Annotated in this window: 29 protein-coding genes; 8 read left to right on the forward strand and 21 right to left on the reverse strand. The window is 71.3% G+C overall.

Annotated features, from left to right (window positions below; translation table 11 throughout):
• Nucleotides 1-62: 62 nt before the first annotated feature.
• The 3 genes from ACFYXS_RS34520 to ACFYXS_RS34530 all read right to left on the reverse strand — a co-directional run bounded on the left by ACFYXS_RS34520 (nucleotide 63) and on the right by ACFYXS_RS34530 (nucleotide 1970).
• Complete coding sequence (locus ACFYXS_RS34520) at nucleotides 63-542, reverse strand: VOC family protein (RefSeq protein ID WP_389255499.1); 480 nt, start codon at nucleotides 540-542, stop codon at nucleotides 63-65.
• An 85-nt stretch (nucleotides 543-627) separates the two neighbouring features.
• Entirely contained in the window at nucleotides 628-1068 is a 441-nt protein-coding gene (locus ACFYXS_RS34525) for a GNAT family N-acetyltransferase (RefSeq protein WP_389255501.1), read from the reverse strand.
• Nucleotides 1069-1208: 140 nt separating this feature from the next.
• The gene (locus ACFYXS_RS34530) at nucleotides 1209-1970 is read right to left on the reverse strand and encodes a phosphoglyceromutase (RefSeq protein WP_319663529.1); all 762 of its coding nucleotides are present in this window, start codon (nucleotides 1968-1970) and stop codon (nucleotides 1209-1211) included.
• Nucleotides 1971-2075: 105 nt separating this feature from the next.
• Here ACFYXS_RS34530 and ACFYXS_RS34535 point away from each other — a divergent pair, with 105 nt between their 5' ends.
• Nucleotides 2076-3356: an MDR family MFS transporter gene (locus ACFYXS_RS34535; RefSeq protein ID WP_389255503.1), complete on the forward strand. Its 1281-nt coding sequence runs from the start codon at nucleotides 2076-2078 to the stop codon at nucleotides 3354-3356.
• Between the two features lie 11 nt (nucleotides 3357-3367).
• Here the strand turns inward: ACFYXS_RS34535 and ACFYXS_RS34540 are convergent, their stop codons facing one another.
• From ACFYXS_RS34540 to mshA, 3 genes are all read right to left on the reverse strand, one after another.
• Entirely contained in the window at nucleotides 3368-5011 is a 1644-nt protein-coding gene (locus ACFYXS_RS34540) for a glycosyl hydrolase family 28-related protein (protein WP_389255505.1), read from the reverse strand.
• 124 nt (nucleotides 5012-5135) lie between these two features.
• Nucleotides 5136-5642 (reverse strand): YbjN domain-containing protein, encoded by a 507-nt coding sequence (locus ACFYXS_RS34545; protein ID WP_389255507.1) that lies wholly within the window; start codon nucleotides 5640-5642, stop codon nucleotides 5136-5138.
• Nucleotides 5635-6996, reverse strand: coding sequence for a D-inositol-3-phosphate glycosyltransferase (gene mshA, locus ACFYXS_RS34550; protein WP_389255509.1), 1362 nt, complete (start codon nucleotides 6994-6996; stop codon nucleotides 5635-5637). Before mshA ends, ACFYXS_RS34545 begins: the two co-directional genes overlap by 8 nt.
• Nucleotides 6997-7252: 256 nt before the next feature.
• Here mshA and ACFYXS_RS34555 point away from each other — a divergent pair, with 256 nt between their 5' ends.
• Nucleotides 7253-8053, forward strand: coding sequence for a class I SAM-dependent methyltransferase (locus ACFYXS_RS34555; protein WP_389255511.1), 801 nt, complete (start codon nucleotides 7253-7255; stop codon nucleotides 8051-8053).
• 610 nt (nucleotides 8054-8663) lie between these two features.
• Nucleotides 8664-9923, forward strand: coding sequence for a PP2C family protein-serine/threonine phosphatase (locus ACFYXS_RS34560; RefSeq protein WP_389255513.1), 1260 nt, complete (start codon nucleotides 8664-8666; stop codon nucleotides 9921-9923).
• Nucleotides 9924-9993: 70 nt separating this feature from the next.
• Here ACFYXS_RS34560 and ACFYXS_RS34565 read toward each other — a convergent pair whose 3' ends face one another.
• From ACFYXS_RS34565 to ACFYXS_RS34575, 3 genes are all read right to left on the reverse strand, one after another.
• Complete coding sequence (locus ACFYXS_RS34565; protein ID WP_389255515.1) at nucleotides 9994-10323, reverse strand: DUF2516 family protein; 330 nt, start codon at nucleotides 10321-10323, stop codon at nucleotides 9994-9996.
• Between the two features lie 150 nt (nucleotides 10324-10473).
• The gene (locus ACFYXS_RS34570; protein WP_389255517.1) at nucleotides 10474-11106 is read right to left on the reverse strand and encodes a hypothetical protein; all 633 of its coding nucleotides are present in this window, start codon (nucleotides 11104-11106) and stop codon (nucleotides 10474-10476) included.
• 53 nt (nucleotides 11107-11159) lie between these two features.
• Nucleotides 11160-11657, reverse strand: a complete 498-nt coding sequence (locus tag ACFYXS_RS34575; protein ID WP_389255519.1) for a helix-turn-helix domain-containing protein — start codon at nucleotides 11655-11657, stop codon at nucleotides 11160-11162.
• 204 nt (nucleotides 11658-11861) lie between these two features.
• On the opposite strand from ACFYXS_RS34575, the gene ACFYXS_RS34580 reads away from it, so the two are divergent.
• On the forward strand, nucleotides 11862-12311 hold the full coding sequence (locus ACFYXS_RS34580; RefSeq protein WP_389255521.1) for a nuclear transport factor 2 family protein: 450 nt from the start codon (nucleotides 11862-11864) through the stop codon (nucleotides 12309-12311).
• A gap of 117 nt (nucleotides 12312-12428) precedes the next feature.
• Complete coding sequence (locus ACFYXS_RS34585; RefSeq protein WP_389255523.1) at nucleotides 12429-12977, forward strand: DinB family protein; 549 nt, start codon at nucleotides 12429-12431, stop codon at nucleotides 12975-12977.
• A gap of 22 nt (nucleotides 12978-12999) precedes the next feature.
• Here the strand turns inward: ACFYXS_RS34585 and ACFYXS_RS34590 are convergent, their stop codons facing one another.
• The 7 genes from ACFYXS_RS34590 to ACFYXS_RS34620 all read right to left on the reverse strand — a co-directional run bounded on the left by ACFYXS_RS34590 (nucleotide 13000) and on the right by ACFYXS_RS34620 (nucleotide 19738).
• Nucleotides 13000-13824 (reverse strand): MerR family transcriptional regulator, encoded by an 825-nt coding sequence (locus ACFYXS_RS34590; protein ID WP_389255525.1) that lies wholly within the window; start codon nucleotides 13822-13824, stop codon nucleotides 13000-13002.
• A gap of 125 nt (nucleotides 13825-13949) precedes the next feature.
• Nucleotides 13950-14978, reverse strand: a complete 1029-nt coding sequence (locus tag ACFYXS_RS34595) for an aspartate-semialdehyde dehydrogenase (protein WP_389255527.1) — start codon at nucleotides 14976-14978, stop codon at nucleotides 13950-13952.
• Nucleotides 14975-15847, reverse strand: coding sequence for a dihydrodipicolinate synthase family protein (locus tag ACFYXS_RS34600; RefSeq protein ID WP_389255529.1), 873 nt, complete (start codon nucleotides 15845-15847; stop codon nucleotides 14975-14977). The genes ACFYXS_RS34595 and ACFYXS_RS34600 overlap by 4 nt, the downstream gene beginning before the upstream one ends.
• 92 nt (nucleotides 15848-15939) lie before the next feature.
• Nucleotides 15940-16632, reverse strand: coding sequence for an HAD family hydrolase (locus ACFYXS_RS34605; RefSeq protein WP_389255531.1), 693 nt, complete (start codon nucleotides 16630-16632; stop codon nucleotides 15940-15942).
• Between the two features lie 46 nt (nucleotides 16633-16678).
• The gene (locus ACFYXS_RS34610) at nucleotides 16679-17983 is read right to left on the reverse strand and encodes a phosphotransferase (RefSeq protein ID WP_389255533.1); all 1305 of its coding nucleotides are present in this window, start codon (nucleotides 17981-17983) and stop codon (nucleotides 16679-16681) included.
• A gap of 182 nt (nucleotides 17984-18165) precedes the next feature.
• Nucleotides 18166-18915: an HAD family hydrolase gene (locus tag ACFYXS_RS34615; RefSeq protein ID WP_389255535.1), complete on the reverse strand. Its 750-nt coding sequence runs from the start codon at nucleotides 18913-18915 to the stop codon at nucleotides 18166-18168.
• Nucleotides 18916-18925: 10 nt separating this feature from the next.
• Complete coding sequence (locus ACFYXS_RS34620; RefSeq protein WP_389255537.1) at nucleotides 18926-19738, reverse strand: winged helix-turn-helix domain-containing protein; 813 nt, start codon at nucleotides 19736-19738, stop codon at nucleotides 18926-18928.
• A gap of 386 nt (nucleotides 19739-20124) precedes the next feature.
• Here ACFYXS_RS34620 and ACFYXS_RS34625 point away from each other — a divergent pair, with 386 nt between their 5' ends.
• Nucleotides 20125-20292: a hypothetical protein gene (locus ACFYXS_RS34625; RefSeq protein ID WP_319663506.1), complete on the forward strand. Its 168-nt coding sequence runs from the start codon at nucleotides 20125-20127 to the stop codon at nucleotides 20290-20292.
• A gap of 55 nt (nucleotides 20293-20347) precedes the next feature.
• The gene (locus ACFYXS_RS34630; RefSeq protein WP_389255539.1) at nucleotides 20348-20527 is read left to right on the forward strand and encodes a hypothetical protein; all 180 of its coding nucleotides are present in this window, start codon (nucleotides 20348-20350) and stop codon (nucleotides 20525-20527) included.
• A 4-nt stretch (nucleotides 20528-20531) separates the two neighbouring features.
• Here the strand turns inward: ACFYXS_RS34630 and ACFYXS_RS34635 are convergent, their stop codons facing one another.
• Together ACFYXS_RS34635 and ACFYXS_RS34640 are read right to left on the reverse strand one after the other, a co-directional pair.
• Nucleotides 20532-21773 carry a GNAT family N-acetyltransferase gene (locus tag ACFYXS_RS34635; RefSeq protein WP_389255541.1) on the reverse strand — a complete coding sequence of 414 codons (1242 nt, stop codon included), beginning with the start codon at nucleotides 21771-21773 and terminating at the stop codon, nucleotides 20532-20534.
• Nucleotides 21774-21842: 69 nt separating this feature from the next.
• Nucleotides 21843-22370, reverse strand: coding sequence for an ABC transporter substrate-binding protein (locus tag ACFYXS_RS34640; RefSeq protein WP_389255543.1), 528 nt, complete (start codon nucleotides 22368-22370; stop codon nucleotides 21843-21845).
• Nucleotides 22371-22593: 223 nt separating this feature from the next.
• Here ACFYXS_RS34640 and dtd point away from each other — a divergent pair, with 223 nt between their 5' ends.
• Nucleotides 22594-23019 (forward strand): D-aminoacyl-tRNA deacylase, encoded by a 426-nt coding sequence (gene dtd, locus ACFYXS_RS34645; protein WP_389255545.1) that lies wholly within the window; start codon nucleotides 22594-22596, stop codon nucleotides 23017-23019.
• 14 nt (nucleotides 23020-23033) lie between these two features.
• Here the strand turns inward: dtd and ACFYXS_RS34650 are convergent, their stop codons facing one another.
• The 3 genes from ACFYXS_RS34650 to ACFYXS_RS34660 form a co-directional block, all read right to left on the reverse strand.
• Entirely contained in the window at nucleotides 23034-24014 is a 981-nt protein-coding gene (locus tag ACFYXS_RS34650; RefSeq protein ID WP_389255547.1) for a YgfZ/GcvT domain-containing protein, read from the reverse strand.
• A gap of 9 nt (nucleotides 24015-24023) precedes the next feature.
• Nucleotides 24024-24476 carry a Fur family transcriptional regulator gene (locus ACFYXS_RS34655; RefSeq protein WP_389255549.1) on the reverse strand — a complete coding sequence of 151 codons (453 nt, stop codon included), beginning with the start codon at nucleotides 24474-24476 and terminating at the stop codon, nucleotides 24024-24026.
• 89 nt (nucleotides 24477-24565) lie between these two features.
• Nucleotides 24566-25129 carry an FABP family protein gene (locus ACFYXS_RS34660; protein WP_389255551.1) on the reverse strand — a complete coding sequence of 188 codons (564 nt, stop codon included), beginning with the start codon at nucleotides 25127-25129 and terminating at the stop codon, nucleotides 24566-24568.
• Nucleotides 25130-25318 lie beyond the last annotated feature (189 nt).

Genomic DNA, 25318 nt, shown 5'->3' on the forward strand with positions numbered 1-25318 from the left:
GGTACTCCCCGTGGCCGAGGGCCCGTCCGGACGTTCCGGACGGGCCCTCGGCATCTCCTCGCTCACTCCCCGGCGTACGCCCGCCGCAGCGCGGCGAGGTCCATCTTCTTCATGGAGAGCATCGCCTCGGTGGCCCTGCGGGCCTTCTCCGGGTCCGGGTCGGCGATCATGTCCAGCAGCGCCTGCGGGAAGACCTGCCACGAGACCCCGTACCGGTCCTTCAGCCACCCGCAGGGGCCCTCCTCACCGCCCTCGGTGAGCTTGTCCCAGTAGTAGTCCACCTCCGCCTGGTCCGCGCAGCGGATCTGGAACGAGATCGCCTCGTCGAAGGTGAACTGCGGCCCGCCGTTCAGCGCGACGAACTTCTGGCCGTTGGCCGTGAACTCCACCGCCAGCACGGACCCCGCGGGGCCGGGGCCCGCCTCGTTGTAACGGCCGATCGTGCCGATCGCCGAGTTCTTGAAGACGGAGACGTAGTAGTTCGCCGCCTCCTCGGCCTGCCCGTCGAACCACAGACACGTGGTGAAACCCTCGGTGGTCATCGGTACCTCCCTTGCGCGCGGCGCGCGTGAGCACTGTCACACCTACCGACCGCCCGGGCGCGGTGAACTCATCGGCCGCCGGGCGTCAGGGAAGTCGCAGTGTCACGAACGGGATGGTGTCCCCCGGCAGCACGTACCGCTCGACCTCCACGAAACCGTGCCGCTCCGCGAAGCGCAGCCCGCCCTCGTTCGAGGCCAGCACCACCGTCTCGACCGCCCCGCCGCCCATTTCCCGCGCCCTCCCGAGGCCCCGGGCGTACAACTCCGCCCCGAACCCGCGCCCCCGGTACCCGGGCAGGACCCGCGCGATCACCGTGACCACGTCCTGCTCCCCCTCGGGCGGCCGCACCGTCGTGCACCCCACGACGACTTCCCCGAGGTACGCCACCTCCAAGTGATTGCGGCCGGCCCGCTCCCGCACGTCCTCCAGGGACAGCACGGCCGTCGGGACGATCTCGTTGTGCACGTGCTGCCAGTGCTCGAGGGCGGCGTCGTCCTGCGGCTGCTCGATCCGAAGCTGAGACATCCCCGCAGCAAACCGACGCCCGACGGCGCGCGTCAACCGCTTTCCCCGCGGGGGCAAGCCGTATGCCGTGACGGCCCCGGAACAGCAACGAGCCCCCTACTCGCGGAGAACCGGCGGGTAGGGGGCTTGATCAGCTGGAGTTACTTCTTCTTGCCCTGGTTCTTCACGGCCTCGATCGCCGCCGCGGCCGCCTCGGGGTCGAGGTATCGGCCGCCCGGGGTGACGGGGCGGAAGTCGGCGTCCAGCTCGTAGGCGAGCGGGATGCCGGTGGGGATGTTCAGGCCCGCGATGTCGGCGTCGGAGATGCCGTCGAGGTGCTTGACGAGGGCGCGGAGGCTGTTGCCGTGGGCGGCGACGAGGACGGTGCGGCCGGCGAGGAGGTCCGGGACGATGCCGTCGTACCAGTACGGCAGCATGCGGTGGACGACGTCCTTGAGGCACTCCGTGCGGGGGCGCAGCTCCGGCGGGATGGAGGCGTAGCGCGCGTCGTCGGCCTGCGAGAACTCGCTGTCGTCGGCGATCGGCGGCGGCGGGGTGTCGTACGAGCGGCGCCAGAGCATGAACTGCTCCTCGCCGAACTCGGCGAGGGTCTGCGCCTTGTCCTTGCCCTGGAGGGCGCCGTAGTGGCGCTCGTTGAGGCGCCAGCTGCGGTGGACGGGGATCCAGTGCCGGTCGGCGGCCTCGAGGGCCAGCTGCGCGGTGCGGATCGCGCGCTTCTGGAGGGAGGTGTGGACGACGTCGGGGAGCAGACCGGCGTCCGCCAGCAGCTCGCCGCCCCGGACCGCCTCCTTCTCGCCCTTCTCGTTGAGGTTGACGTCAACCCATCCGGTGAAGAGGTTCTTCGCGTTCCATTCGCTCTCGCCGTGGCGGAGGAGGATCAGCTTGTACGGAGCATCAGCCATGCCTGGAGTCTAAGAGAAAACCCCTTGGCCCCCCGCGGAGGGCACATGTAAGCTGCGCAGGCCGCCTTGGCCTATTACGCTCACCAGCCGCGAGGAGTCGCCGCCGTGCCCGCTGTCGTACGAGCCGTACGGGAGACCGTGTCGGGGCTTCCCCGGACTTTCTGGTGGCTGTGGACCAGCACGCTGATCAACCGGCTCGGCGCCTTCGTGGTGACCTTCCTCGCCCTGTACCTGACCCTGGACCGCGGCTACTCCGCGACCTACGCCGGCCTGGTGGCCTCGCTGTACGGCCTGGGCGGCGCGGTCGGCGCGGTCGTCGGCGGCGTGCTGACCGACCGGGTCGGGCGGCGGTCGACGATGCTGCTGGCGCAGCTCGGCGCCGCGGCCGGGACGGCGGCGCTGGCGTACGTGAACGGGCAGACGGCGATCGCGGCGGTGGCGACGGCGCTCGGTGTGGCGAGCAGCGCCTCGCGGCCGGCGGTGCAGGCGATGATGGCGGACATGGTGCCCGCGAAGGACCGGGTGCGGGCGTTCTCGCTCAACTACTGGGCGATCAACATCGGGTTCGGCGTCTCCTCGGCGGCGGCCGGGCTCATCGCCTCGCAGGGCTACTTCTGGCTGTTCCTCGGCGGCGCCGTGATGACGCTGCTGTGCGCCCTGGTGATCTGGGCGAAGGTGCCGGAGACGATGCCCGGGAGCGGGGACACCACTGGTGCCCCCGGGCCCGCGGCGGGCGCGACCTCGCGGGCCGGCCTCGGCATCGTGCTGCGCGACCGTCGCTTCATGGCGTTCGTCGCGCTGACCTTCCTGCTCGGCACCGTCACCCAGCAGGGCTCGACCACCCTGTCGGTCGACATGGGACGGCAGGGCTTCACCGCGAGCCAGTACGGCCTGGTCATCGGCCTCAACGGGCTGCTGATCGTGCTGCTGCAGATCCCGTTGACCCGCATGGTCGAGGGCCGCAGCCGGGCGGCGCTGCTCACCGCGGGCACCGTGCTGATGGGCTGGGGCTTCGGGCTGACCGCCTTCGCCGGGTCGGTGGCCTTCTACGCCCTCACCGTGGCGGTGTGGACGATCGGCGAGATCCTGCACGCGCCCGCCTCGATGTCGCTGGTCGCCGACCTGTCCCCGGCGCACGCCCGCGGCCGCTACCAGGGCATGTACTCCATCGCCTGGCCGGCCGCGTCCTTCGCCGGCCCGCTGCTGGGCGGCGTGGCGCTGGACCGCTGGGGCGGCGGCGTGGCCTGGGGGGCGTGCGCGGTGGTCGGGACCGTGGCGGGCGCCGGGTACTGGCTGCTGCTGCGGGAACGCACCCTGCGGGCCGAGCCCGTCGTCGCGGTGCCGCCGGCCCTGGACCGTGTACCGGGGCCGACGGCCGACCACTAGTCAGGGCCTGGTCAGGGCCTGCGCAGCGCTCGCTGGGCCTCGTACAGATTGCGCGGGGTGACGGCCGGGTTCCCGTACGACGCGAGCCGCGAGTGCAGTGGCCCGGTGAAGTCGGGGACGTCGATCTGGCCGAAGGCGGTGACCTCGGAGATGCCGACGGTGGAGCTGTACGGGGCGATGTCGTCGATCTTCACGCAGCCGGCGCGGCCGTTGGTGACGGTGACGTTCCAGTGCGCGAAGCGCGCCCCGTACAGCGGTCCGGCCGACGCGTCGCCGCCGTGGGAGCCGTCGTTGTTCACGGTGATCTCGGTGCGCACATTGGCGAAGGGCAGGCCGCGGTGGGTGTCGAAGGTGCCCATCCCCATGCGGCCGCGCGACCAGACGTTGTGACTGGACAGGCCTTCGACGTTGATGCCGTGCAACTGCGTCCCGGCGGGCGCGGGCACGGTGCGGGCGTCGACGGCGAAGTCCTCCACGAGGTTGTCGTGGGCGCCCTCGCGGCAGGCGTACGGATGGTGCCCGCCGCGCCCGGAGACGCGGGTGCGGCGCAGGGTGACGGCCTTGGCGGCGACCAGCAGGAAGCCGTTGTCGGCGTTGACCACGGTGACGTCGTCGGCCCAGCAGTCCCAGGCGCACTGCACGGCGAGGCCGTTGTACCCGGTGTCGAGCAGATGCGGTGCCTGCGGGATGTCGGGCAGTTCGATGGTGACGCCCTCGACCCCGGTGCCGACGACGGGGGTGACGAGGGTGGTCAGCATCGGCTCCCACGCCGGGCGCGCGTCCAGCGGCAGGGGCTGCGCCAGCGTGACGCGACGGCCGTGGACGGCGGCGATCCGCACCGGCCACTCGTGGGGGACGTAACTGAGCACCTTGGTCTTGTCCGACCAGTCGTACGCGGCACTGCCCTCGACGTCGCCCGCCATGTGGTTCAGCAGGCTGTGGTCGGCCGGGTCGGCCAGCCGCAGCAGCACGCGGTCGCCGGGGCGCAGCGCGTCGGGCGTGTCGACGGTGACGGTGCGGTCGCCCTGGCGGGCGGGGGCGGTGATCCGGGCCAGCGGGCGCCATGCGTCGCGGCGGTTGCCGGTCCAGCCCTCGAAGGGCCAGTCCTGGGCGCGGATGGCGTCGGTGAGGGTGCGGTAGCGGTCGCGGGGACAGATCCAGACCAGGCCGCCCGCCCAGGACCAGGCGGATTTCGTGCCGCCGTACCGGCTGCCGTACGGGCCGACGATGTCGGTGAGCGAGCGCCCGGCGCGCAGCACGGTGGCGCCGCTGCCCTCCCCGCGCAGGGTGACGCCGCTGTGGCCGAGCCGTACGACGTCGTCGATGCGGTAGGTGCCGGCGGGGATCAGTACGGTGCCGCCGCCGCTCGCACCGACCCGTTCGATCGCCCGGTTGATGGCGGGCGCGGCGTCGGCGCTCCCGTCGGGGCGGGCTCCGTAGTGGCGGACGTCGGCTCGGACCGGGCGCCGGGGGAAGTGCCGTGCGCCGCCCGCGTATCCGGCCTGCCCGACCCAGGGGATCTGGGGGTGGGTGAACGGCGTGCGGACGTACTCCGCCCACAGGTCCTCGGGCGGTCCGGGAAGGTGCGCGCCGTGCCGGGGGACGAGGGCGACGGCGCCGCCGGCTTGCAGGATGCGTCTGCGGCTGATGGCCATGAACGGGACCCGCCTTTCACGTATCTGAACCACATTCAGATGTGCGACGGGCATGAGGGTGCCACGGCCCCAAGGCTCTGGGAAGACCGCGGGAAGACTCCCGGAAAGTGTGCGGCGCGGGATGCTACTGATCGGCCTTGCCGGTCAGATGGGTGAACGCGTCCAGGTTGCGCGTCGACTCCCCGCGCGCCGTCCGCCAGGCGTGCTCCTTGCGGATCGCCGTCGCGAAGCCCAGCTCCAGAAGCGTGTTGAAGCTGCCGTCCGCGTGCTCCACGACCGCCCCGAGCAGCCGGTCGACCTCCTCGGGGACGACCGCCACCAGCGGCAGACGGCCCGCGAGGTAGACGTCGCCGAGCCCGTCGATGGCGTAACTCACCCCGTACATACGGGTGTTGCGCTCCAGCAGCCAGCGGTAGACCGCCTCGTGGTTCTCGTCGGGACGACGCACGACGAAGGCGTTGACGGAGAGGGTGTGCCGGCCCACGGCCAGCGCCACGGTGGTGGACAGCTTGCGCGTGCCGGGCAGCTTGACGACGTACTCACCGGACGCGCCGGTCTCCCAGTCGAGTTCGGCCTCCCTCAGCGCCTGCTCGACCGCCGACCGTGCCGCCGCCTGCTCCTGCTCACCCATGCGGCGATCGTAGGCGACGCCGCCGCTCGGCCATCGCACCCGCGTAGACCTCGGCGGTCCTGGCCGCCGCCGTGCCCCAGCCGAAGCACTCGGCGTGGCGGGCCGCGGCCTCGCCCATCGTGTCGACCAGGTGGGGGTGGTCGACGAAGCGGCGCAGCGCGCGGGCGTAGTCGCCCGGGTCGTGGCCGGGGACGAGGAAGCCGGTCTCCCCGTCCTTCACGGCCACCGGCAGACCGCCGACCCGCGCCGCCACCACCGGCGTGCCGCAGGCCTGCGCCTCGATGGCCACCAGGCCGAAGGACTCGCTGTACGAGGGCATGACCAGCACCGACGCGGCCCGGTACCAGTCGGCGAGCCGGTCCTGGCCCACCGGCGGCTGGAACCGCACGAGATCGGAGATGCCGAGCCGGGCCGCCAGCTTGTGCAGCCGTTCCGGCTTGGCCAGACCGCTGCCGCTCGGGCCGCCCACGACCGGGACCACCAGCCGGTCGCGCAGCGACGGGTCCTCGGTGAGCAGGATCGCCACCGCCCGCAGCAGTACGTCCGGTGCCTTGAGCGGCTGTATCCGCCCGGCGAACAGCGGGATCACCGCGTCCTGCGGCAGTCCGAGCCGGGCCCGCGCGGCAGCGCGTCCGCCGGAGCCGCCCATCGGGTCGGGTCGGAAACGGTCCAGGTTGACGCCGGGGTGGACGACGGCGACCTTGTGGGGGTCGGCTTCGTAGTGCCGGATCAGTTCGTCGGACTCCTCGGCCGTGTTGGCGATCAGCCGGTCGGCCGCCGTGACGATCTGCGTCTCGCCGATCACACGGGCGGCGGGCTCGGGCATGTCGCCCTCCGCCAGGCAGGCGTTCTTGACCTTCGCCATCGTGTGCATCGCGTGCACCAGCGGAACGCCCCAGCGCTCGGCGGCGAGCCAGCCGACGTGGCCGGACAGCCAGTAGTGGGAGTGCACGAGGTCGTAGTGGCCCTGGCGGTGGCGGGCCTCGGCGAGCATCACGCCGTGCGTGAACGCGCACAGCTGGGCCGGCAACTCCTCCTTGGCCAGGCCCTCGTAGGGGCCGGCGTCCACATGCCGCACCAGGACTCCCGGCGCGAGCTCGACCGTCGGCGGCAGCGCGGCCGTGGTGGCCCGGGTGAAGATCTCCACCTCGATGCCGGAGCCCTCGGCGAGCCGCTTCGCCAGCTCCACGATGTAGACGTTCATGCCGCCCGCGTCACCGGTGCCCGGCTGGTGGAGCGGCGACGTGTGCACGCTGAGCATCGCCACGCGCCGCGGCCGGCGCCCGCCGACGCCGTGCCGGCGCAGCCGGCGGTGCGCACCACCGGTCAGGACCCTCGCCACGTACTGGCTCACGTCGCCGTGCCTCCTTGTTGTTCTCAGGGCGGGCCGCCGCATGCGCGCGGACCGGCCCCGAACCTGTACAACCGGTCAGTAGCCGAGATCCATTTCCGCTTTGCCAAAGCGTGACCCGGCCGGTGGGCGCGGCACGCCAGGGGCACCCCGCACGCCCCGGGCGCCCCTCCCGGGCCACCGGGGATGCTGCCCGGCCGTCGCCGTCGCACGCGTCCACGCCGTCGGTGGCCCCTCAGCGCTCGCATAGGCTCGGCGTATGCGAGCGAGGCGGCCGGTCGGGGAAGTGACGCGGGGGACGACCAACCCGAACCGGCTGCGCCGCATGGACCGGTGGATCGTCGCCGCGCACGGGCCCGCGCTGCGCCGCGCGGCGGACCCGCTCGCCGTGGACCTGGGGTACGGCGCGGCGCCGTGGACCGCGCTGGAACTGCTCCAGCGGTTGCGGACGGCGCGCCCGGACGCCGAGGTCGTCGGCATCGAGATCGACCCCGGGCGGGTCGAGGCCGCCGCCCCGTACGCCCGCGAGGGGCTGTCCTTCGCGCACGGCGGCTTCGAGGTGCCGCTGCCCGGCGACCGCAGGCCCGCGCTGATCAGGGCGGCGAATGTGCTGCGGCAGTACGACGAGCAGCGGGTCGCGGAGGTGTGGGACCGGCTGCGTTCCCGGCTCGCCCCGGACGGGCTGCTGGTGGAGGGCACCTGCGACGAGATCGGCCGCCGCCATGTGTGGGTGGCGATCGGCCCCGAGGGCCCGCGCACGGTGACGTTCGCGACCCGGCTGGGCTCCCTGGAACGCCCCTCCGACCTGGCCGAACGGTTGCCGAAGGTGCTGATCCACCGCAATGTGCCGGGCGAGCCGGTGCACGCCTTCCTCACCGACTTCGACCGGGCGTGGGCGGCGGCCGCGCCCTTCGCCTCGCTGGGCGCGCGGCAGCGCTGGATCCGGACGGTCGGGAGCCTCGCCGGCCCGGGCGGCTGGCCGGTCACGGACACCGCGGCGCGCTGGCGGCAGGGCGAGGTCACCGTGCGCTGGGAGGCATTGGCGCCCGCCGGCGGCTGACCCGGGTGCCCGCGGCACCACGCCCCCCGGCCTGCGACGCCGCGCCGCTGCCGTCGGCCGATGTCCGCGTCGACAGGGGCGCGCGGGGGTACCGCCCACACCTGCGGCCCACCGACGAGCGGGCCTCGGGCCGCGGCCGGACGGCGTCGCTCGGCGAGGGTGACCGCCCACCAGGACGGGCCTCGGCCCGTGCCTGACGCCGACCGCCCGGGCACGACGCCCGGGGCCGCCGGTCGGCCGGGCCGCGGCCACAGAACAGGGCGCTGTCATCCCCCCACCTCGCGGGAGCCAGGGCCGCACCTTGTCCACAGCCCTGTGGACAGTCCGTCGCCGCTCCCCCGCGCGCAAGGCAGGTGACCTGCGACGCACGGCCCCACCACGTGACGGGCGCCACTGCGCGCCCGTCCGGACGTGACGTTGCTCATGTCCGGAATGCCCCCCGAACGCCGAAATCCCCAGCTCGCAGGCGCATATGACACGGGCGGTTTACCGGCAGGCCCTCCCCCGCGGACACGCGGTACCGCTATGGTCGCCCTTCAGTGTGCTCGGAGCCGACGGTGGCAACACCGCTCCGGGACGTTGCCCTCGGGGGGAGGGAAGGAATGGTCCGATGTCGCCGATGCCCGCGACCGAACGGCGAACCGACCGGTTCGCCACCGTGCCGGGGCCGCGCCAGGAAGTGCTGCCCGCCGAGGCACGGACCTCCCCTGCCCTGACGCTGCTCGTCATCGGTGAGGACCCCTCCGGCACCTTCACCGTCCCCGACCTCCTGGACGTCTCGGGGACCCGCGTCCGCATCCGCCGCGCCCGCAACCTGACCGAGGCCGAGCGGCTGCTGCTGCGCGACGACGTCAACTGCATCCTGCTGGAGCTCGGCCAGGACACCGCCGCGGGTCTCGACGGCCTGCGGCAGCTGCTGCGGATGGCACCGCGGACCGCCGTGCTCGTTCTGACCGCGGGCACCGACACCGATGCCGAGCGCGCCGCCGAGGCGGTCCGCGTCGGCGCCCAGGACCAGCTCACCCCGGCCGACCTGCAGCCGTCCCACCTCACCCGGGCCATCCGCTACGCGGTGGAACGCAAGCGGGCCGACGTCGCACAGCGCCAGCTCACCGAGACCCGGCTGCTCGCGCAGGAGAACTCACGGCTGGAGCGCGGCCTGCTGCCGACCCCGCTGCTGCAGGGCGCCGACCTGCGCTTCGCGGCCCGCTACCGGCCCGGCCGCAGCCGCGCGCTGCTCGGCGGCGACTTCTACGACACCGTGCGCACCCCCGACGGCACCGTGCACGCCATGATCGGCGACGTCTGCGGTCACGGACCGGACGAGGCCGCTCTCGGCGTGGAACTGCGGATCGCCTGGCGCGCGCTGACCTTCGCCGGGCTCTGCGGCGACCTCCTGCTCTGCACGCTGCAGCAGGTGCTGGAGCACGAGCGGCCCGACGACGAGATCTTCGCGACCCTCTGCCAGGTCGACATCGCCGCGGACGGGCGCTCCGCCGACCTCTATCTGGCCGGCCACCCCGCCCCGCTGGTCTCGCTGTCCGGGATGGCGCCGCAGTTGCTGCCCTACGAGCACGGCGGTCCGGCGCTCGGCCTGCTGCCCGGCACGTCGGGCTGGGAGCGGGCACGCATCGAGCTCGGCGAGTCGTGGAGCCTGATGCTCTACACGGACGGGCTCATCGAGGGCCGGATCGGCCAGGGCCCGCAGCGACTCGGTCAGGAGGGCATGGTCGAACTCATCGGGCGGCAGTTGTCCGCCGGGCTCGCCGGCGAGGAGTTGCTGGACGCGGCCGTCACCGAGGTGCGGGAACTCAACGGCGGGGAGCTGACGGACGACGTCGCGCTGCTGCTGCTGGAGTCGGGCGCCTGATCCGGCGCCGCATCCGGCGTCCGGTCGTGGGGACCGTCAACCGCCCCCACGGGTTCAGCGGTTGAAGGGCTCAGCGGTTGAAGGGTCCGTACGGGCCGTCACTGCTGCTGCCGCCGCGACGCCGCGGCCCGGAGACCTGCTTGAGCGCGGGCCGTACGTCCACCGTGTAGACGATCACCGCGATCAGTCCGATGATCGGCAGGAACGACATGATCGGCAGGATCGCGATCAACGCCGCCGCGATGGCCAGGATGATCAGCCAGAAGGCCTTGCTGTTCTTGGAGGCCGCCCGGTAGGCGTCGTCGCGCCGGATGGCGGCGTCGCCCAGAGCGAAGAGCGCGAAGACCAGCAGGGCGATGGAGATCCAGCCCAGAAAGTTGTAGAAGCCCTGCACCAGCATTGCCGTCCACCTCCGTCGTCGGCTCCCACCGTACCCGTCCGGGCACGGCGGGGGCGCCCCCCTGTGCGAAGCGCCATAGGGGGAGGGCCGGGCACGCGATGCGTGCCCGGCCCGTAGTGCGCGCGCGGGAATGCGCGGGTGTGCGCGACCTCAGGAGGCCGGCTTGCCCGGGGCGCTCTTGCGGGCGGCGGGGGCCGGCTTCTTCGCCACGGGCTTCTTCGCCGAGGCGGACCGGTCGTCGGCCGGGGCCGGGGCCGGGGCGGGCACGGAGTTCTGCGCGGGGGCGGGCGCCTGGGCCGGGGTGGCCTGCGCCGCCGGACGCGGCTCCGGCTCGCCCTCGATCGCGACCGCGATGTCCTCGACCTGGTCGGCGGCCTCGCCGCGCCAGGTCGCGACCGCGTCCTTGCCGCGCTCGGCCAGGCCGTCGTAGGTCTCCTTGGCGCGGACCGCGTACTCGGCGGCGCGGCCCACCTGCTGGAGCGCGAAGTCCTGTGCGGAGTCGCGCAGCTTGCGCAGATCGGTGTCAATGCTGCCGAAGAGCTCGTTGACCTTGGCCTGCGCCCTGTTCTGCGCGCCCTTGGCCTGCGCGGTCACCTTCTCCTGCACGGCCTTGGGGTCGGTGCCGCGGATCTTCTCGATCCGGTCCGGGGCCTCGCTGCGGATCTTCTCGAACAGCGGCGGGACCTCCTTCAGCTTCTCGGCCGCGAGGTCGGCGGTGCCGGCCAGTGCGTAGAGCGGGGTCGGGTCCTTGAGGGTCTTGACGAGGTCGTCGGTGATCGCCATGAGGGTTTCTCCCGTATGAGGATGGTGGCGTGTACGTCTGTTGAGCCCGCCGGTCACTCGGCGGCCGCGGCGTCGTCGCCGCCGCCCCCGTCGTCCGGTCCGGTGGTCGCCTTCGGCTTCAGCACGGCGGCAGCCGCTTGCGCCGCCTTCTTCGCCGCGCGCTCGCGCGGCGCGGCGGACTGCTCGTCCTGAGCTTCCTCCACCGCGGCGCTCTCCCTGCGGAACGACTCGTAGATCTGGAGCAGGACCTGCTTCTGCTTCTCGTTGATCGCCGTGTCGGCCAGGATGGCGGTACGGACCTCCCGGCCGTCGCCCTGGTCCCGCTCGTCGAGGATCCCCGCCTGCACGTACAGGGTCTCGGCGGAGATGCGCAGCGCCTTCGCCAGTTGCTGCAGGATGTCGGCACTGGGCTTGCGCAGCCCGCGCTCGATCTGGCTGAGGTACGGGTTGGACACCCCCGCCGCGTCGGCGAGCTGGCGCAGCGAGAGCTTCGCGTTGCGGCGCTGCTCCCGCAGATACTCACCAAGGTTGCCGACGTTCAGTGAAGCCATGTCTTCGAGCATGCCCCGCGGTGCTAACTTTTGCAAGCAGAGTGCTTGCAAAAGTCTCGTTAAGGGGATGTGACGCCCGCCGCCGCGGGCCCGTGCGGGGCGGGACGGGGTCTGTCCGACGGCACCACGGGCGTGATAGTCATAAAACTGACTGATCAACCCCATGACTGACTGGGGCCTCGGCCCCCGGAAGGCGGCAGGCCCATGTCGACCACCACCACGGACCGTTTCCGCACCGCAGTGGAGACCCGTGACCTCGCCGGCCTCGACGACCTGTTCACCGACGGCATCCGGTTCTACAGCCCGGTCACGTTCACGCCCTTCGAGGGCAAGCCCATGGTGCTCGGCCTCTTCGGCGTCCTGCTCCGCACCTTCGAGGACTTCCGCTACGTCGGCCGCTTCGACGGCACCTCCGCCACCAGCGGCGACGGAAGCGACGCGCCCTCGGAGATCCTGCTCTTCCGCGCCACCGTCGACGGCAAGGACATCCACGGCATCGACCTCCTGCACTTCGACGACGCCGGCCGGATCAAGGAGTTCACGGTCATGGTCCGCCCCCAGTCCGCCGTGCAGACCCTCGGCAAGGCCGTCTTCGCCGGCCTCGTCGCCGCCGGGCTCGCCCCCGCCCCGGTCGACGACCCGATCGCCCCGTGACGGCGGGTCCTCCGCCATTGCGGACCGGAACTGACCGCAATGCTCCGTACCGTCGAAGACGCAAGCCGACGACGTAAAAACGCCGGGACACCGGCGACGACGGACAAGAGGTGCAGGATGCCCACGGTGGTTCGCAACGAGACGGACGAGCGGGACGCGCTGCTGGCCTACCTGGAGTCGCAGCGCGCCGGCGTGCGCCGTGCGGTCATGGGACTGGACGACGCGCAGGCCACGTCGCGGCCGAGCGCGAGCGAGCTGAACCTCGCCGGGCTGGTCAAGCACCTCGCCCGCACCGAGGAGGGCTGGGTGCAGGGCGTGCTCCTCGGCCGCGAGGAGAAGGCCGGCAGCCAGGACGACTACGTCAACGGTTTCCGCCTGCTGGACGGCGAGACCCTCGCCGGCTGGCTGGACCGCTGGGCGGTGATCGCCCGCGAGACCGAGACGGCCCTCCTCGCCCTCCCCGGCCTGGAGGGAACCGTCGCCCTGCCGGACACACCGTGGAACCCGCCGGGCATGAAGGTCAGCGCCCGCTGGATCCTGCTCCACCTCATCGAGGAGACCGCCCGGCACGCCGGGCACGCGGATATCGTCCGCGAGTCCCTGGACGGCCGGACGGCCTTCGAGCTGGTGGACCTCGCGGCGCGCGAGGGCCGGCCGATGGGCTGACCGACCGCGCTCGCCGACGGGGTCACGCCCCCGCGGCCACCGGCTCCTGCAGCTCCGTCACCCACGTGGCGGGATCGCCCTCGCACTCCAGGTACAGCTCGCGGGGGTAGCCGACGGACCGGTGGCCGTGCGCGTCGATCCACCGCGCCAGCGTCTGCTCGCTGCCCAGGACGTCGTCCATGGAGCCGCGGTGCACGATCGTGGCCGCGCTCTCGATCGCCGGCAGGTCGACGATCTCGAAGTCGTGCCCGCCGACCGAATCCGCGACCGGCAGCCCGGCGTGCACGAGGATCGCGCCGTCGCCCTCCGGCGCGTCCTCGTAGTACGCGATCCCGGGCCCCACCGGCCGCACGCCCGCCGCGTCCAGGCGGCGGCACAGCTCGTCGTACAGCGGCTGGATCACCGGGCCGATGTCACCGGGGTCGAACCCCGGCGCGACACCGGAGAGTTCGGCCAGTCGCACCGCGGGCAGCCGCTTGATCACCACATCGTCGGAAGGCATCCGTCCCTCGCTCTCGATCGTCCGGAGCCGCGCCTCCACCCCGGCCAGCCGCGCCGCGTCGGCGGCCATGGCCGCCGCGAGTTCGGCCCGCCGCAGCCGCAGCATGCCGCGCAGCTCCTCCGCGCCGACCTCGTCGTCGAGGATCGACCGCACCTGTTCGAGGGTGAAGCCGAGATCCTTCAGAGCGATGATGCGGTTGAGCCGCGACAACTGCCCGGCCGTGTAATGGCGGTAGCCGCTGGTGGGGTCCACACGGTCGGGACGCAGCAGTCCGACGGCGTCGTAGTGACGCAACATGCGGACCGACACGCGGCCGTGCCTGGCGAAGTCTCCGATGCTGAACATGACGCCTCCCAGTGCAGGGCCTCACACGGTGTGAGAGTCAAGCGCACGCCCGGGAACGCCCGATGCCCCGGCGCATGGCCGGGGCATCGGGCGTGGGGCGTCGGACGACGCGGGGCTCGGGCTCGTCAGCCGCGCAGCTCCGCCGCGACCAGCTCGGCGAGCTGGACGGCGTTGAGCGCGGCGCCCTTGCGGAGGTTGTCGTTGGACAGGAAGAGCGCGAGGCCGTGCTCGACGGTCTCGTCCGCACGGATCCGGCCCACATAGGACGGGTCCTTGCCGGCGGCCTGCTGCGGGGTCGGGATCTCCGACAGCTCCACGCCGGGCGCCTGGGCCAGCAGCTCGTAGGCGCGTTCCACGCTGATCGGGCGCGCGAAGCGGGCGTTGATCTGCAGCGAGTGCCCGGAGAAGACCGGGACGCGCACGCAGGTGCCGGACACCTTCAGTTCCGGGATCTCCAGGATCTTGCGGGACTCGTTGCGGAGCTTCTGCTCCTCGTCGGTCTCGAAACGGCCGTCGTCGACGATCTTCCCGGCCAGGGGGACGACGTTGAAGGCGATGGGCTGCTGGTAGACCGCGGGCTCGGGGAACTCCACGGCCGCGCCGTCGAAGGTCAGCCCCGTCGCCCGGTCGGCGACCTTGCGGATCTGCCCGTCGAGCTCGGCGACACCGGCCAGGCCGGAACCCGAGACCGCCTGGTAGGTGGTGGCGACCAGCGCGGTCAGCCCCGCCTCGTCGTGCAGCGGGCGCAGCACCGGCATCGCGGCCATCGTGGTGCAGTTCGGGTTGGCGATGATGCCCTTGGGGCGGTCGGCGATGGCGTGCGGGTTGACCTCGGACACCACGAGCGGGACCTCGGGGTCCATGCGCCAGGCCGAGGAGTTGTCGATCACGACCGCGCCCGCGGCGGCGACCTTGGGGGCGAGCGCCTTGGACGTGGCACCGCCCGCGGAGAACAGGACGATGTCGAGACCCGCGTAGTCGGCGGTCGCCGCGTCCTCGATGGTGATCTCGCCGTCCTTCCACGGCAGCGTCCGCCCCGCCGAGCGGGCCGACGCGAACAGCCGCAGCCGCTCCACCGGGAAGTCACGCTCGGCCAGCACCTTGAGCATGACGCCGCCGACCTGGCCGGTGGCTCCGACGATTCCGATCCTCATCCGGTCTCTCCGATCAGTGCGTACGTACTGTCCCGAGTATCCCCCGATGCGGCGAGTGCCCGGAGGGCCGTCTCGACTGCCGGCCGCCCGGCCGGCAGCAGGGGCAGCCGGACCGCGGGGGTGGGAATGCGTCCTTGGGCGTGCAGTACCGCCTTGGTCACCGTGGGGTTCGGCTCGGCGAAGCAGGCGGCGGCGAGCCTCGCGAGCGCATGCCCGCGTTCCGGATCGTGGAAACGGGCCAGCTCCGCCCACTGCGCGGTCGCCAGATGCGCGGAGGCCAGGATCGCCCCGGGCGCGCCCAGCGCCAGCAGGGCGGGGGCGAAGACGTCGTCCCCCGCGTACAGCGGCACCTCCCGCACCAGCAGCACGGTGTCCTGGTCGATGCCGCCGACGGCGTGCTTGAAGCCGCTGACCCCGGGGATCGCCGCGATCCGCCGCACGGTGTCCGCGCTCAGGGTGCGTCCGGTCCGGTACGGGATGTTGTAGACGACCAGCGGCACGGCGGAGGCCGCGGCCAGCGCCTCGAAGTGCGCGACCACGCCGTCCTCCGAGGGCCGCACGAACGCGGGTACGGTCACGAGCGCGGCGTCCGCGTCGAGCGCCCGCAGTTCCTCGGCCGCCCGCCGCGTGTCGGGTCCCCCGGCGCCGACCGTGAACCGCACCCCCCGCCCCCGGCACACCCGCCCCACGGTCTCCCGCACGAGCGCCTTCTCGCCCTCGTCGAGCGTCGCCACCTCGGCCGTCGTCCCGAGCGCGACCAGGCCTTCGGCCCCCTCGTCCAGCACGTCATGGGCAAGCCGCTCCAGGGCGACGGCCTCCACACTGCCGTCGGCGTCGAAGGGCGTGATCAGCGGTACGTGAATCCCCATGCAATGAGCCTGGGCCACCGGACCGTCAAGGTCCAGTTAAATGTCCTTCACCCCATGGATGAGCAGTGCTGCACGATCGTTCCGCGCGGCCGCTATGCCAAGCTCGGTTTCGCGCAGCCGCCGAAGTCGGCGCGATGATGCCGCACCAGGTCCACCAGGACGTCCAGGGACTCCACGACATGAACCGCACCGGCATCGCGCAGCGCCCGCATCTTGTGCGGAGCGCGCGCGTAGCCCACGAAGGGCACGCCGGCCTTGTCCGCGGCCTCCAAGTCACTCACGGAGTCGCCGATCATCAGGCACTCGGCAGGCGTCTTGCCCGTGGACTCCATGGCCCGGTTCAAACAGTCCGGATCCGGCTTCAACAACGCCGGATCCGCATCCCGTCCGTGGATGTGCGGGCCGAAGAGCCGCGCAAGGCCCTCCTCCTCAAGGAAGGCGGCCGCTGCCCTGGCGGAATTGTTCGTGGTCACCGCCACCTGCCGGCCACTGGCTACCAGCGACCTCACCAAGACTGCCGCGTGCGGTGTCGGGCGGGCCGATGTCGCCGCTTTCGTCTCCTCGTCGGCAAGGAGTACCTGCAGTTCCCGGATCACCGCGGCACTGCCGTGCCATGCGGCCCTCCGCAGCACCAGCAAGGGATCGCGCACACGGTGGACCGCCTCGGGGGGCACTCCCAGCCGCTGCGCCCTGCGCCTGAGCGTCCCGGCCACCCGGAATGCCGGGTGGTGGGCGAACAGGTCCGCGAGGGGGCCGTCGAAGTCGAACAGAACGCAGGTCGCCACGCTCAGCGCAGCCCGCAGATCCGGAGCGGGCTCCCGACCCGTTGTGTCAGCGCCCACCCGCCCGGTTACGGGCCGCCCGTGCCGTGAAGATCCACCTCCGGCGGCGCCCCGGATAACGCAGCGTATGCCAGTCGGCCAGCGCTGTCTCGATCTCCTCTTCCGAAGGTACAGCGTCCAGCCCGATCAGTTCCTTCGCCCGATCCAGCGCACGGTGGACCATGCCGACAGACGGCCCGAGAGCGGGGTTGGCCGGCTCCGCGCCGAGGCGGACCGCCGCCCTGACGACATCGGCGAACACCGACTGCGCGTACTCGAAATCCAGGTAGGCCTGCAGGTCGGTGGACATCCCCGCGGTCATCGCCGAGCAGCCGCGTTCCGCGAGCGTTTCCTCCCAGATGACCTTCATACGCTCGCGCTCGTGGTCGGTGTACCGCATCCGCACCAGATGAGTGGCGAGGTCATGCAGGGGGTCGCCGTACGTGGCGAGCTCCCAGTCCAGGATGAAGAGAGCTCCATCCTCCAGCACCACGATGTTGTCCCGATGGAGATCGGTGTGCAGCAGGGCGTACGGCCTGCGTTGCAACTCCCTTGTACGGAGGCGCACTCCCGCACGAAAGTGGTCCAGCGCGTTGAGCGGAACGCCCAGTGCGTCGAACAGCGTCCCGAATTCGGGGCGGTGACGCTGGTGCACCTCGCGCTCAGAATATTGGACCATATGGTCAAGAAACGCATCGCTGCTCTTGGGGTCCGTCGGCCAGTCGGGCGGCAACGGGGGCAGTTGATCCGGGCCGACGACCGCCGTGCGGGCGAAGACCTCCGCCAGTTTGCGCAGCATGTCCTCACCCAGCGGCTCACCCGGCGCCGAGACCTGCGACAGCGCTGTGCCCGGTTCGAACCTGTGCAGCGAGGCACCCTCGAAGGTGACGAGACATCGCGGGGTGACGAAAACGGGCTCAGGGCTCAACCGCTCGAGCGCGGCCAGCACTTCGGCTTCGTCCTGCCATGTGCGCATCACGACCATGGGCGTGTCGAGCGGCACCCTCAGCTTGATACGCGCCGTCCGCTCCAGCGGGGTGGGCATGAACCAGGCGAGACCGCGGCTCAGCGGCATCGCGTGGTTGGAATTGTGATGTCCCGCCAGGATGACCGACTCCGGGTGGTGCTTCCTCCGGGCGTAGTGCCACTTGACGAAGGACTCATGCAGTCGCCCGTACATGGGCGGACGCGCCGGGCTGTCCGCGGCCGAAGACAGGGCGCCCCGGCTCCCCGGCTGATCGCATGGTTCGGAGAGATCGTCATCAAGCGCGTCAACGGCATCGGGCCGCGGTCCGTCATCGGGTCGCGTGCGCATAGCAGCGCCACCCGGGGCATCCGTGGCCACAACCGTATCCGTCAACTTGCACCGACCGTTTGAGCGCTCGCCAATTGGCCATCACGACGTGATGGCGCATGATGTGGCGAGAGCCTACGCGCTTTTCCCCGAAGACGCACATCGAAACCCTTAGCGCGTCAATCGTATTTCGGTGCGCCGACTCACTCACCCACGGGCGCGCCTCTGCGACTGAGCCCCGCGGTGGAGAAAGCTTCCACCAACTCTTGCATGTTCCTGACCAGCAAATCCGCCCCCTCCGTCAGGAGAGCGTCGACACGCTGCTGATAACGGTCACCAATCCCGGCATATGCCAGAAACTTAACCTGTGCGGCACGTGCGGCACGCAGGTCCCGCACCGAATCGCCAATCATGAGGCAATTGCCCGGGGTGGCAACCCGCCCCAGCTCCTCCATCGCCGCGCGTAGATATGCCGGATGGGGTTTCATTTTTCCCGGCGCCTCACCCCGACCGAAGATTCTTCCGCTGAACTCCCGCTCCAGCCCATGTTTCTTCAAGTAGACCTGGACCGAGGCCGGAGAATTGTTGGTAGTGATCGCCATAGGCCGCTCTTTCGCAGCCAACCCCTGTATGAGCTCGGCGGCCCCGTCGACGGGATGCGCCACCATCGCCGCTTGACGCTCCGCATCGACAAGGACACCGTCGAGTCCCTTGACTATCTCCTCGGGAAAGCCGGCCAACGCCACATCCTGCAGGAGCTGGTGCGTGTCCGTGTACGCCTCGAATTGCGGGAGCAACCAGCCCTTGTCCGCGAGGAACCCCTTCATGTGTTCGGCCACCGACTCCGCGCTGTACCCAGCGAACAAGTCACAAAGCGGCCCATCAAAGTCGAACAGGACGACCTTGACTCCTCGCAGTCGGTTCAGGAGCCGCTCAGGATCTGTCGAAGCCATTCAGTGAGTGTCACACCGATCGGGCGATTTTTGTCCAGAGAGACTCGAACCACTCCCGACACTCCGCGAGTTGCTCATCTCCCTGAGCGTAGAGCTTCGCACCCAGGCCGAAAACGTCCCAAATCTTCACCACGGCACCGTCCGCGAGCCGAACCTCGTTGTCCTTGATCGCGTAGTACCCGATGAGCCCTTGCATCTCGTTGATCAGGTACACCTTGACCACAGGGGTGATCGCCACCTGCTTGACTTCGAAGGCCACATCATCGACCAGGTCACGCGCGGCCACGTCAGCAAGCAGGTTCTCCAGCGACCGGGCATGGACATCGATCAGCTCGGCAAGCCGCTCGAGCGGCCGCGGGTCCTCTGGATCATCCACATTTCTGGGGATGGCCAAGGGGGCGTCAGCGCTCGGCCGCAGCAGCCGCACACGGATGGACGAGGGCGTGAGTTCCCCCCGGTGGATACGCCTCACCTGCGGGACGATGGCCGCGTTGAGCGATTCGGCGGTAAGGCAGTACGCGTCGATCGTGATGTGCTCCGCCTCGAAGGCCTCGGCGATCGCGTCATCCAGCTCAACGCTGGCCGAATCCACACCCTGCGCCGCGCCGTTGGCATGTGCCGGTGTCGGCTTGCGCCAGTTTCGGGCGAAGACTCCCTTGCCCTGGATTGACTCTACGTAGCCTTCGTCCTGGAGCTCCTTGAGTGCCCTCTGGACCGTGGCGCGCGCTACGTCGAACTTCTCCACCAGCTCAGCCTGGGTGGGGAGTTGCTCGTCGACCACGATCTCGCCGGCCTCGATCTGGTGACGCAGCGAATCGGCCACGCGCTCCCATTCGCGCCTGGCTCCACCGTTCCCTCGCGAGCCGTTCACGCAAGCAGCCTACATCTTCCGGTCAGGCAAGTGGAGTTGACTGCGACGAGTTTATGGACCTGCAGTCATCGGGAACAACCTAGACATGAGTGCAGTCAACTGCTCCAGCTGACAGACAAGTTGGGGCAGTTGACACCACGGGGACTGCGGCGTCCCGGCCCAACGACGCGCTGGGGACGGCCGCGGGTGACAGTGCAGCGCCACGTCGCATCGCACGCACACATCAGCACCAGGCTTCTTCCGCTCCCGCCACTTGTCGACCTCCGGGTCAATTCTCCCTCTGCCGTGCTCTACGCGCGGAGAGATCGGTCCCACGCGCCTCGAAGGAGTGAAACCCCATGCCCGCACTCGCTCTGTGCGCCTTCGCGTTCGAGCAGCTCGTCCAGTGGCGGTACGGCGCGGCAGGCGCCTTCGCCGTCGGATTGTTCACGGTCGGCCACAAGGCCAGGAACACGACGTTCACCTGTGTCGGACTCGTGGTGATCGCGCTGCTGCTGACCCGTTAGGGCAGCAGCAGCGGGGCCCGCGCCGTTCGGCGGCCGCCTTGGGAAGGGGTGGGTCATGCTGTGGAGTCACGTGATGGCGGCGATCCTCGAGGAGTGCCTCGGCCGGCAGTTCGGCCCGTTGATGGGGCTGGGGATCGTACTGGTCGCGGTCGGGTCGAAGGCAAGGTCGAGCTACGCGATGTGCGTGGGCGGGGTGCTGGTGGTGCTGGTCCTCGTCTCGTACGGCGGGCGCTGACGCGTCAGAAGCCGTCGATCGCCCACGGCCTGCGCGACGTACGGAAGAGCGCGTCCACCCGGGCCGCCGCGCCCGGGTGGGATTCGGTGGCCTGGCCGACGGTGGCGAGGCGGACCGCGGACTCGTCGCCGAGGTAGAGGGTGGCGAGGTCGGCGGCGGTGAGGGTGAGGTCCGGGGCGGCGGAGGGCGCCGCCTCGGCGGTGGCGGTGCCGTCGGGGGCGGCTTCGACGCGGAAGCGGCCGGCGGCGTAGCCGTACGGGTCGACGACGTCGAGGACGACGGAGCCCGGGGCGGCGTAGGTGCGGGCGGCCAGCGCGCGGGGCACGTCGATGAAGCGCAGCCACAGGAAGTCGGAGCTGTTGTCGATCCGGGCGGCGCGGCGGTCCCCGAGCAGCAGCGGCATGACGTCGTCGTGGGCGCGGAAGCCGGTGCGCACGGTGGTGACCCAGTCGATGGACAGCAGGAAGCGCCACAGGGCCCGTTCGGCGGCCGGGGTGGCGGCGATGAGCTGCTTGACCTCGAGGGGAGCCTCCGGGTACATGCCGCGCCACTTGTCCTCGACGGTGTACGCGGCCAGGCCGTCGATGCGGCCCGCGGAGTCCCGGTAGTAGGCGAAGATCGGTTCCTTCCAGGGGTCGTTGCTCATCTGGACCTTGCCGGTGAACATCTCCCACCAGCGGTCGTTGCGGTTGATCGAGCCGGGGGCCTGGACCCTTACCCGCTCGTGCAGTTCCGGGCCTGACTTGAGGACGTCGGCGGGATCGACGAGTTCGACGCGGCCGTCCTCGTCGTCGCCGGGCGGGCGCAGGCCGGCGCGGGCGGTGTCGACGTGCCACTCGGTGACACCGGCGGCCGGGCCGAAGCCGAAGCGGCCGTAGATCGGGAATTCGGCGGCGATGAGGATCGCGAGCGGCTCACCGCGTTCGGCGGTGGCGGCCAGTTCGTTGGCCATCATGCGGGAGGCGACGCCGCGGCGGCGGTGCGTGGCGGAGACGGTGACCTGCGTGATCGCGCTGCTGGGCAGCACCGCCCCGCCGGGCACGGTGAGGTCGCGCGGCATGCTGCGGAACGTCGCCACGCAGCGGCCGTCGTCGAACGCGCCCTGTGCGCGGGCGAGGTCCGTGTAGGGCCGCCGTAGCTCGATCTCCTCGTCGCTGACGGTGGCGGAACGGAGGAAACCGAGGCGCGTGGCGCGCAACCAGCCTGCGTAGTCGGATGCTTCGAGCGTGCGGACCTCAAGGCTCATGTCCCGCACGGTAGGCGCCGGTCAGGCCTTCGCGCATCCCTTTTTCGCGCGGGATTTCCGGCCGCGCCCTCAGTCCCCGGCCAGCAGATCCTCGACCCGCGCCTCGCCCGCCCGGTAGCGCCGGGCGATCTCGGTGCTGCACCCGTCGACGGTGCGCTGCAGCGAGTGCCGGCAGCGCGACACCTGCTGCTCGTGGCGGACCAGCCGCCCCATCGCGTCGTGCAGTTCCTGGTCGGTGCGGGCCTCCAGGTCGGAGAGTTCGACCTCGGCGAGCATCTCCTCGGCGAGCTGCCGGTACCGCTCGCTGCGCGGGGTGCGCAGGGTGACGTGCCGGGCGGAGGTGCGGTGCCGGGACGGGGTGTCGGTGAGGATCTCCGAGAGCCGGTCCAGCACGGGCGCGTCGGGGGCGGTGCGGCGGGCGAGCTCGGCGCGCAGGATGTCGATGCGGCCCTGCAGCAGGCGTCGGAGGTAGGACAGGTCGGCCTCCTCCAGTTGCGCCTCGCGGCGGGCGGTGCGCAGGCCGGCGAGCGTGAGCCCCGCGAAGTCGGGCTGCGGCGCGTCGGGGAACGGGGAGCGCGGGCCCGGTGCCTTGAGCATGCGTTCGCCTTCCGCCGTCCCGGTGGTACTTGTCGTACCGGTGTTCTTCATGTCTGTCCGTCCCCTCGTCCCCCGCGTCGGGCAGACCTCGATCGTGCCACCGAGTACCTGTGTCCCGCAGGCACCTGCACCCGAACGGACGCCCCGGACAGTTGTACGTGAGCCCAAGCGGGCGTACGGCCCCGATGCCGCGCGCCCCTTCACGCCCGGGAGAATGGGGGGCATGCGAGCGGTGGCCCAGCGGGTGAGCGAAGCGAAGGTCGTGGTGGACGGCGAGACGGTCGGCGAAATCGCCGGTCCGGGGTTGTGCGTGCTGGTGGGGGTCACGCACGACGACACCGGGGAGAAGGCGGCGCAGCTCGCCCGCAAGCTGTGGAGCCTGCGCATCCTGCCCGACGAGAAGTCCTGTTCCGACGTCGGCGGGCCGCTGCTGGTGATCTCGCAGTTCACTCTCTACGGTGACGCCCGCAAGGGGCGCCGGCCCACCTGGAACGCCGCCGCGCCGGGCCCTGTCGCCGAGCCGTTGGTGGACGAGGTGGTCGCGCAGCTACGTGCGCTGGGCGCGGAGGTGGCGACGGGCCGCTTCGGAGCGGACATGAAGGTCTCGCTCACGAACGACGGCCCGTTCACCGTGGTCCTCGACATCTGAGGGCCCCGAGCTCCTCAGGGCTCGACGACGGTCTCCTGGTTCGCGGCCGTCCCGTCCGCCAGCAGCGGGGCGTCCACCGGGGTGTTGCGCTTGATCACCGCGAGGGCGATCGGGCCCAGCTCCCAGTGCCGCGCGGAGGAGGTGACGGTGCCGATCTGGCGGCCGTCGGGCCCGTCTGCGGCGATGCGCACGGGCGTGCCGTGGCCGGGCAGTTTGACCTCGCTGCCGTCGAGGTGGAGGAAGACCAGGCGGCGCGGCGGCCGGCCGAGGTTGTGCACCCGGGCGACGGTCTCCTGGCCGCGGTAGCAGCCCTTGTCGAGGTGGACGGCGGTGTCCAGCCAGCCCAGCTCGTGCGGGATGGTGCGGTGGTCGGTCTCCAGGCCCAGCCGCGGGCGGTGGGCCTCGATGCGCAGCGCCTCCAGGGCCAGCACGCCCACCGGCGTGCCCGCCTCCCGGGCGAAGGCCTCCAGCTCGGCGCGCGGCACGAGGACGTCGCGGCCGTGCGCGACCTCGCGCACCGTCCAGTCCTCCGGGACGGCGGCGATGCTGCCCGCCGGGAGGTGGACGACGGCGCGGTCACCGGTCACGTCGGCGACGTCGACCTGGTAGAAGAACTTCATGCTCTCCAGGTACGCCACGAGGTCGCCCTGCGTGCCGGGCTCGACGTGCATCCAGGTGGTCGTGCCGTCGTCGACGAGGTAGAGCGCGTGCTCGACGTGGCCGTGCGCGGAGAGGATCAGCGCCTCGGTGGCCTGCCCGGGCGGCAGGTCGGTGACGTGCTGGGTGAGCAGGAGGTGGAGCCAGGCGAGCCGGTCCTGTCCGGTGACGGCGACGACGCCTCGGTGGGACAGGTCGACGAAGCCCTTGCCGTCCGCGAGGGTCCGTTGCTCGCGGAAGAGGTCCCCGTAGTGCGCGGCGACTCCCTCGTCAGGGCCTTCAGCGGGAACGGCGCCGGGGAGCGACAGCAGGGGGCTGGTCAGTGTTTGTCGCTGCATGGAACCAGCCTACGTCTCGGTAGTTGAACCCTCAGACGTTCGGGCCTTCCGCGCGCAGTCCGCGCACCTGCCGAAGATCGCGAAGTGCTTCATGTCGGTCTCGAAGCCGTAGGTCGCGCGCAGCCGGTCGGTCAGCGGCGCGGCCTCGGAGATGTCGGCCTCGGTGACCGACTCGCAGTCCCGGCACACCAGGTGCATGTGGTGGTGCCGGTCGGCGAGGTGGTACGTGGGGGCGCCGTGGCCCAGGTGGGCGTGGCTGACCAGGCCCAGTTCCTCCAGCAGCTCCAGCGTGCGGTAGACGGTGGAGATGTTCACCCCGGAGGCGGTCCTGCGCACCTCGGTGAGGATGGCGTCCGGAGTGGCGTGCTCCAGGACGTCGACCGCCTCCAGGACAAGCTGGCGCTGCGGCGTCAGCCGGTACCCGCGCTGCCTCAGATCGCTCTTCCAGTCCGTGGTCACCACAGGGACAGTCTAGGCGGAAGGGCGCCGTCGGCGGCCCGGCGCGACATCACGGGGCCGCCCCGGGGCGGACGGCCCCGTGCGCGGACGGCTCAGCGGAAGAAGGCGATGCCGTCGTCGGGCAGGTCCTTGAGGTCCTTGGCCCACTCGCTGGGGTTGACGACCTTCTTCAGGTGCGCCGACATGTACGGGCGCAGCGGCACCTCGGGGGTGGCCTTCTCGCCCACCCACATCAGGTCGCTCTTGACGTAGCCGTACAGGCGCTTGCCGCCGCTGTAGGCCGGCGCGTCGGCCAGCCGGGCCACGGCGTCGGTGACGAGGTCGATCTGGGGCTTGCTCTCGGCGAGTTCGCCGTACCAGATCTCGATGACGCCGTTGTCGCGCGTCATCGTGATCTCGACCTTGCGGTCCTTGTCGATGCGCCAGAAACCGGACTCGCTCTCCAGCGGCGTCGCCGGCTTGCCCTCGGCGTCCAGCACCCAGGTCTTGGAGGTGTACTCCAGGAACGGGCGGCCGTCGTGGGTGAACACCACTTCCTGGCCGAAGTTGCACTTCTCGGCGCCGGGGAAGTCGAAGACGCCCGCACCCTCCCAGGTGCCCAGGAGGAAGGCGAGCGGTACGAGCTCCGGGTGGAGGTCGGAGGGGATTTCGATCATGTTCAGCGCTGTCCCTGGTAGAGCTTCTTCACCGCCAGAACGGAGAACGCGAGGACGCCAAGGCAGACCAGGACAAGCATGACGTCGAAGAAGATCTCAATGGCGCTCACGAGCGTGCTCCTCGGGCAGGCGCGGACGGTCGGCGGCCCGGTGGGGCCGTTAGCGAGTCTAGTCGGCCGGTACGGGCGC

Origin of the sequence: Streptomyces sp. NPDC002574, from assembly GCF_042889545.1 — a bacterium.
Classification (GTDB): Bacteria; Actinomycetota; Actinomycetes; order Streptomycetales; family Streptomycetaceae; genus Actinacidiphila.

Bases quoted from the DNA above. Each gene is read 5' to 3' on its own strand.
- ACFYXS_RS34520 (WP_389255499.1), bottom strand. From the start codon at position 542: ATGACCACCGAGGGTTTCACCACGTGTCTGTGGTTCGACGGGCAGGCC.
- ACFYXS_RS34525 (WP_389255501.1), bottom strand. From the start codon at position 1,068: ATGTCTCAGCTTCGGATCGAGCAGCCGCAGGACGACGCCGCCCTCGAG.
- ACFYXS_RS34530 (WP_319663529.1), bottom strand. From the start codon at position 1,970: ATGGCTGATGCTCCGTACAAGCTGATCCTCCTCCGCCACGGCGAGAGC.
- ACFYXS_RS34540 (WP_389255505.1), bottom strand. From the start codon at position 5,011: ATGGCCATCAGCCGCAGACGCATCCTGCAAGCCGGCGGCGCCGTCGCC.
- ACFYXS_RS34545 (WP_389255507.1), bottom strand. From the start codon at position 5,642: ATGGGTGAGCAGGAGCAGGCGGCGGCACGGTCGGCGGTCGAGCAGGCG.
- ACFYXS_RS34555 (WP_389255511.1), top strand. From the start codon at position 7,253: ATGCGAGCGAGGCGGCCGGTCGGGGAAGTGACGCGGGGGACGACCAAC.
- ACFYXS_RS34560 (WP_389255513.1), top strand. From the start codon at position 8,664: ATGTCGCCGATGCCCGCGACCGAACGGCGAACCGACCGGTTCGCCACC.
- ACFYXS_RS34565 (WP_389255515.1), bottom strand. From the start codon at position 10,323: ATGCTGGTGCAGGGCTTCTACAACTTTCTGGGCTGGATCTCCATCGCC.
- ACFYXS_RS34570 (WP_389255517.1), bottom strand. From the start codon at position 11,106: ATGGCGATCACCGACGACCTCGTCAAGACCCTCAAGGACCCGACCCCG.
- ACFYXS_RS34575 (WP_389255519.1), bottom strand. From the start codon at position 11,657: ATGGCTTCACTGAACGTCGGCAACCTTGGTGAGTATCTGCGGGAGCAG.
- ACFYXS_RS34580 (WP_389255521.1), top strand. From the start codon at position 11,862: ATGTCGACCACCACCACGGACCGTTTCCGCACCGCAGTGGAGACCCGT.
- ACFYXS_RS34585 (WP_389255523.1), top strand. From the start codon at position 12,429: ATGCCCACGGTGGTTCGCAACGAGACGGACGAGCGGGACGCGCTGCTG.
- ACFYXS_RS34590 (WP_389255525.1), bottom strand. From the start codon at position 13,824: ATGTTCAGCATCGGAGACTTCGCCAGGCACGGCCGCGTGTCGGTCCGC.
- ACFYXS_RS34595 (WP_389255527.1), bottom strand. From the start codon at position 14,978: ATGAGGATCGGAATCGTCGGAGCCACCGGCCAGGTCGGCGGCGTCATG.
- ACFYXS_RS34600 (WP_389255529.1), bottom strand. From the start codon at position 15,847: ATGGGGATTCACGTACCGCTGATCACGCCCTTCGACGCCGACGGCAGT.
- ACFYXS_RS34610 (WP_389255533.1), bottom strand. From the start codon at position 17,983: ATGCGCACGCGACCCGATGACGGACCGCGGCCCGATGCCGTTGACGCG.
- ACFYXS_RS34615 (WP_389255535.1), bottom strand. From the start codon at position 18,915: ATGGCTTCGACAGATCCTGAGCGGCTCCTGAACCGACTGCGAGGAGTC.
- ACFYXS_RS34625 (WP_319663506.1), top strand. From the start codon at position 20,125: ATGCCCGCACTCGCTCTGTGCGCCTTCGCGTTCGAGCAGCTCGTCCAG.
- ACFYXS_RS34630 (WP_389255539.1), top strand. From the start codon at position 20,348: ATGCTGTGGAGTCACGTGATGGCGGCGATCCTCGAGGAGTGCCTCGGC.
- ACFYXS_RS34635 (WP_389255541.1), bottom strand. From the start codon at position 21,773: ATGAGCCTTGAGGTCCGCACGCTCGAAGCATCCGACTACGCAGGCTGG.
- ACFYXS_RS34640 (WP_389255543.1), bottom strand. From the start codon at position 22,370: ATGCTCAAGGCACCGGGCCCGCGCTCCCCGTTCCCCGACGCGCCGCAG.
- dtd (WP_389255545.1), top strand. From the start codon at position 22,594: ATGCGAGCGGTGGCCCAGCGGGTGAGCGAAGCGAAGGTCGTGGTGGAC.
- ACFYXS_RS34650 (WP_389255547.1), bottom strand. From the start codon at position 24,014: ATGCAGCGACAAACACTGACCAGCCCCCTGCTGTCGCTCCCCGGCGCC.
- ACFYXS_RS34660 (WP_389255551.1), bottom strand. From the start codon at position 25,129: ATGATCGAAATCCCCTCCGACCTCCACCCGGAGCTCGTACCGCTCGCC.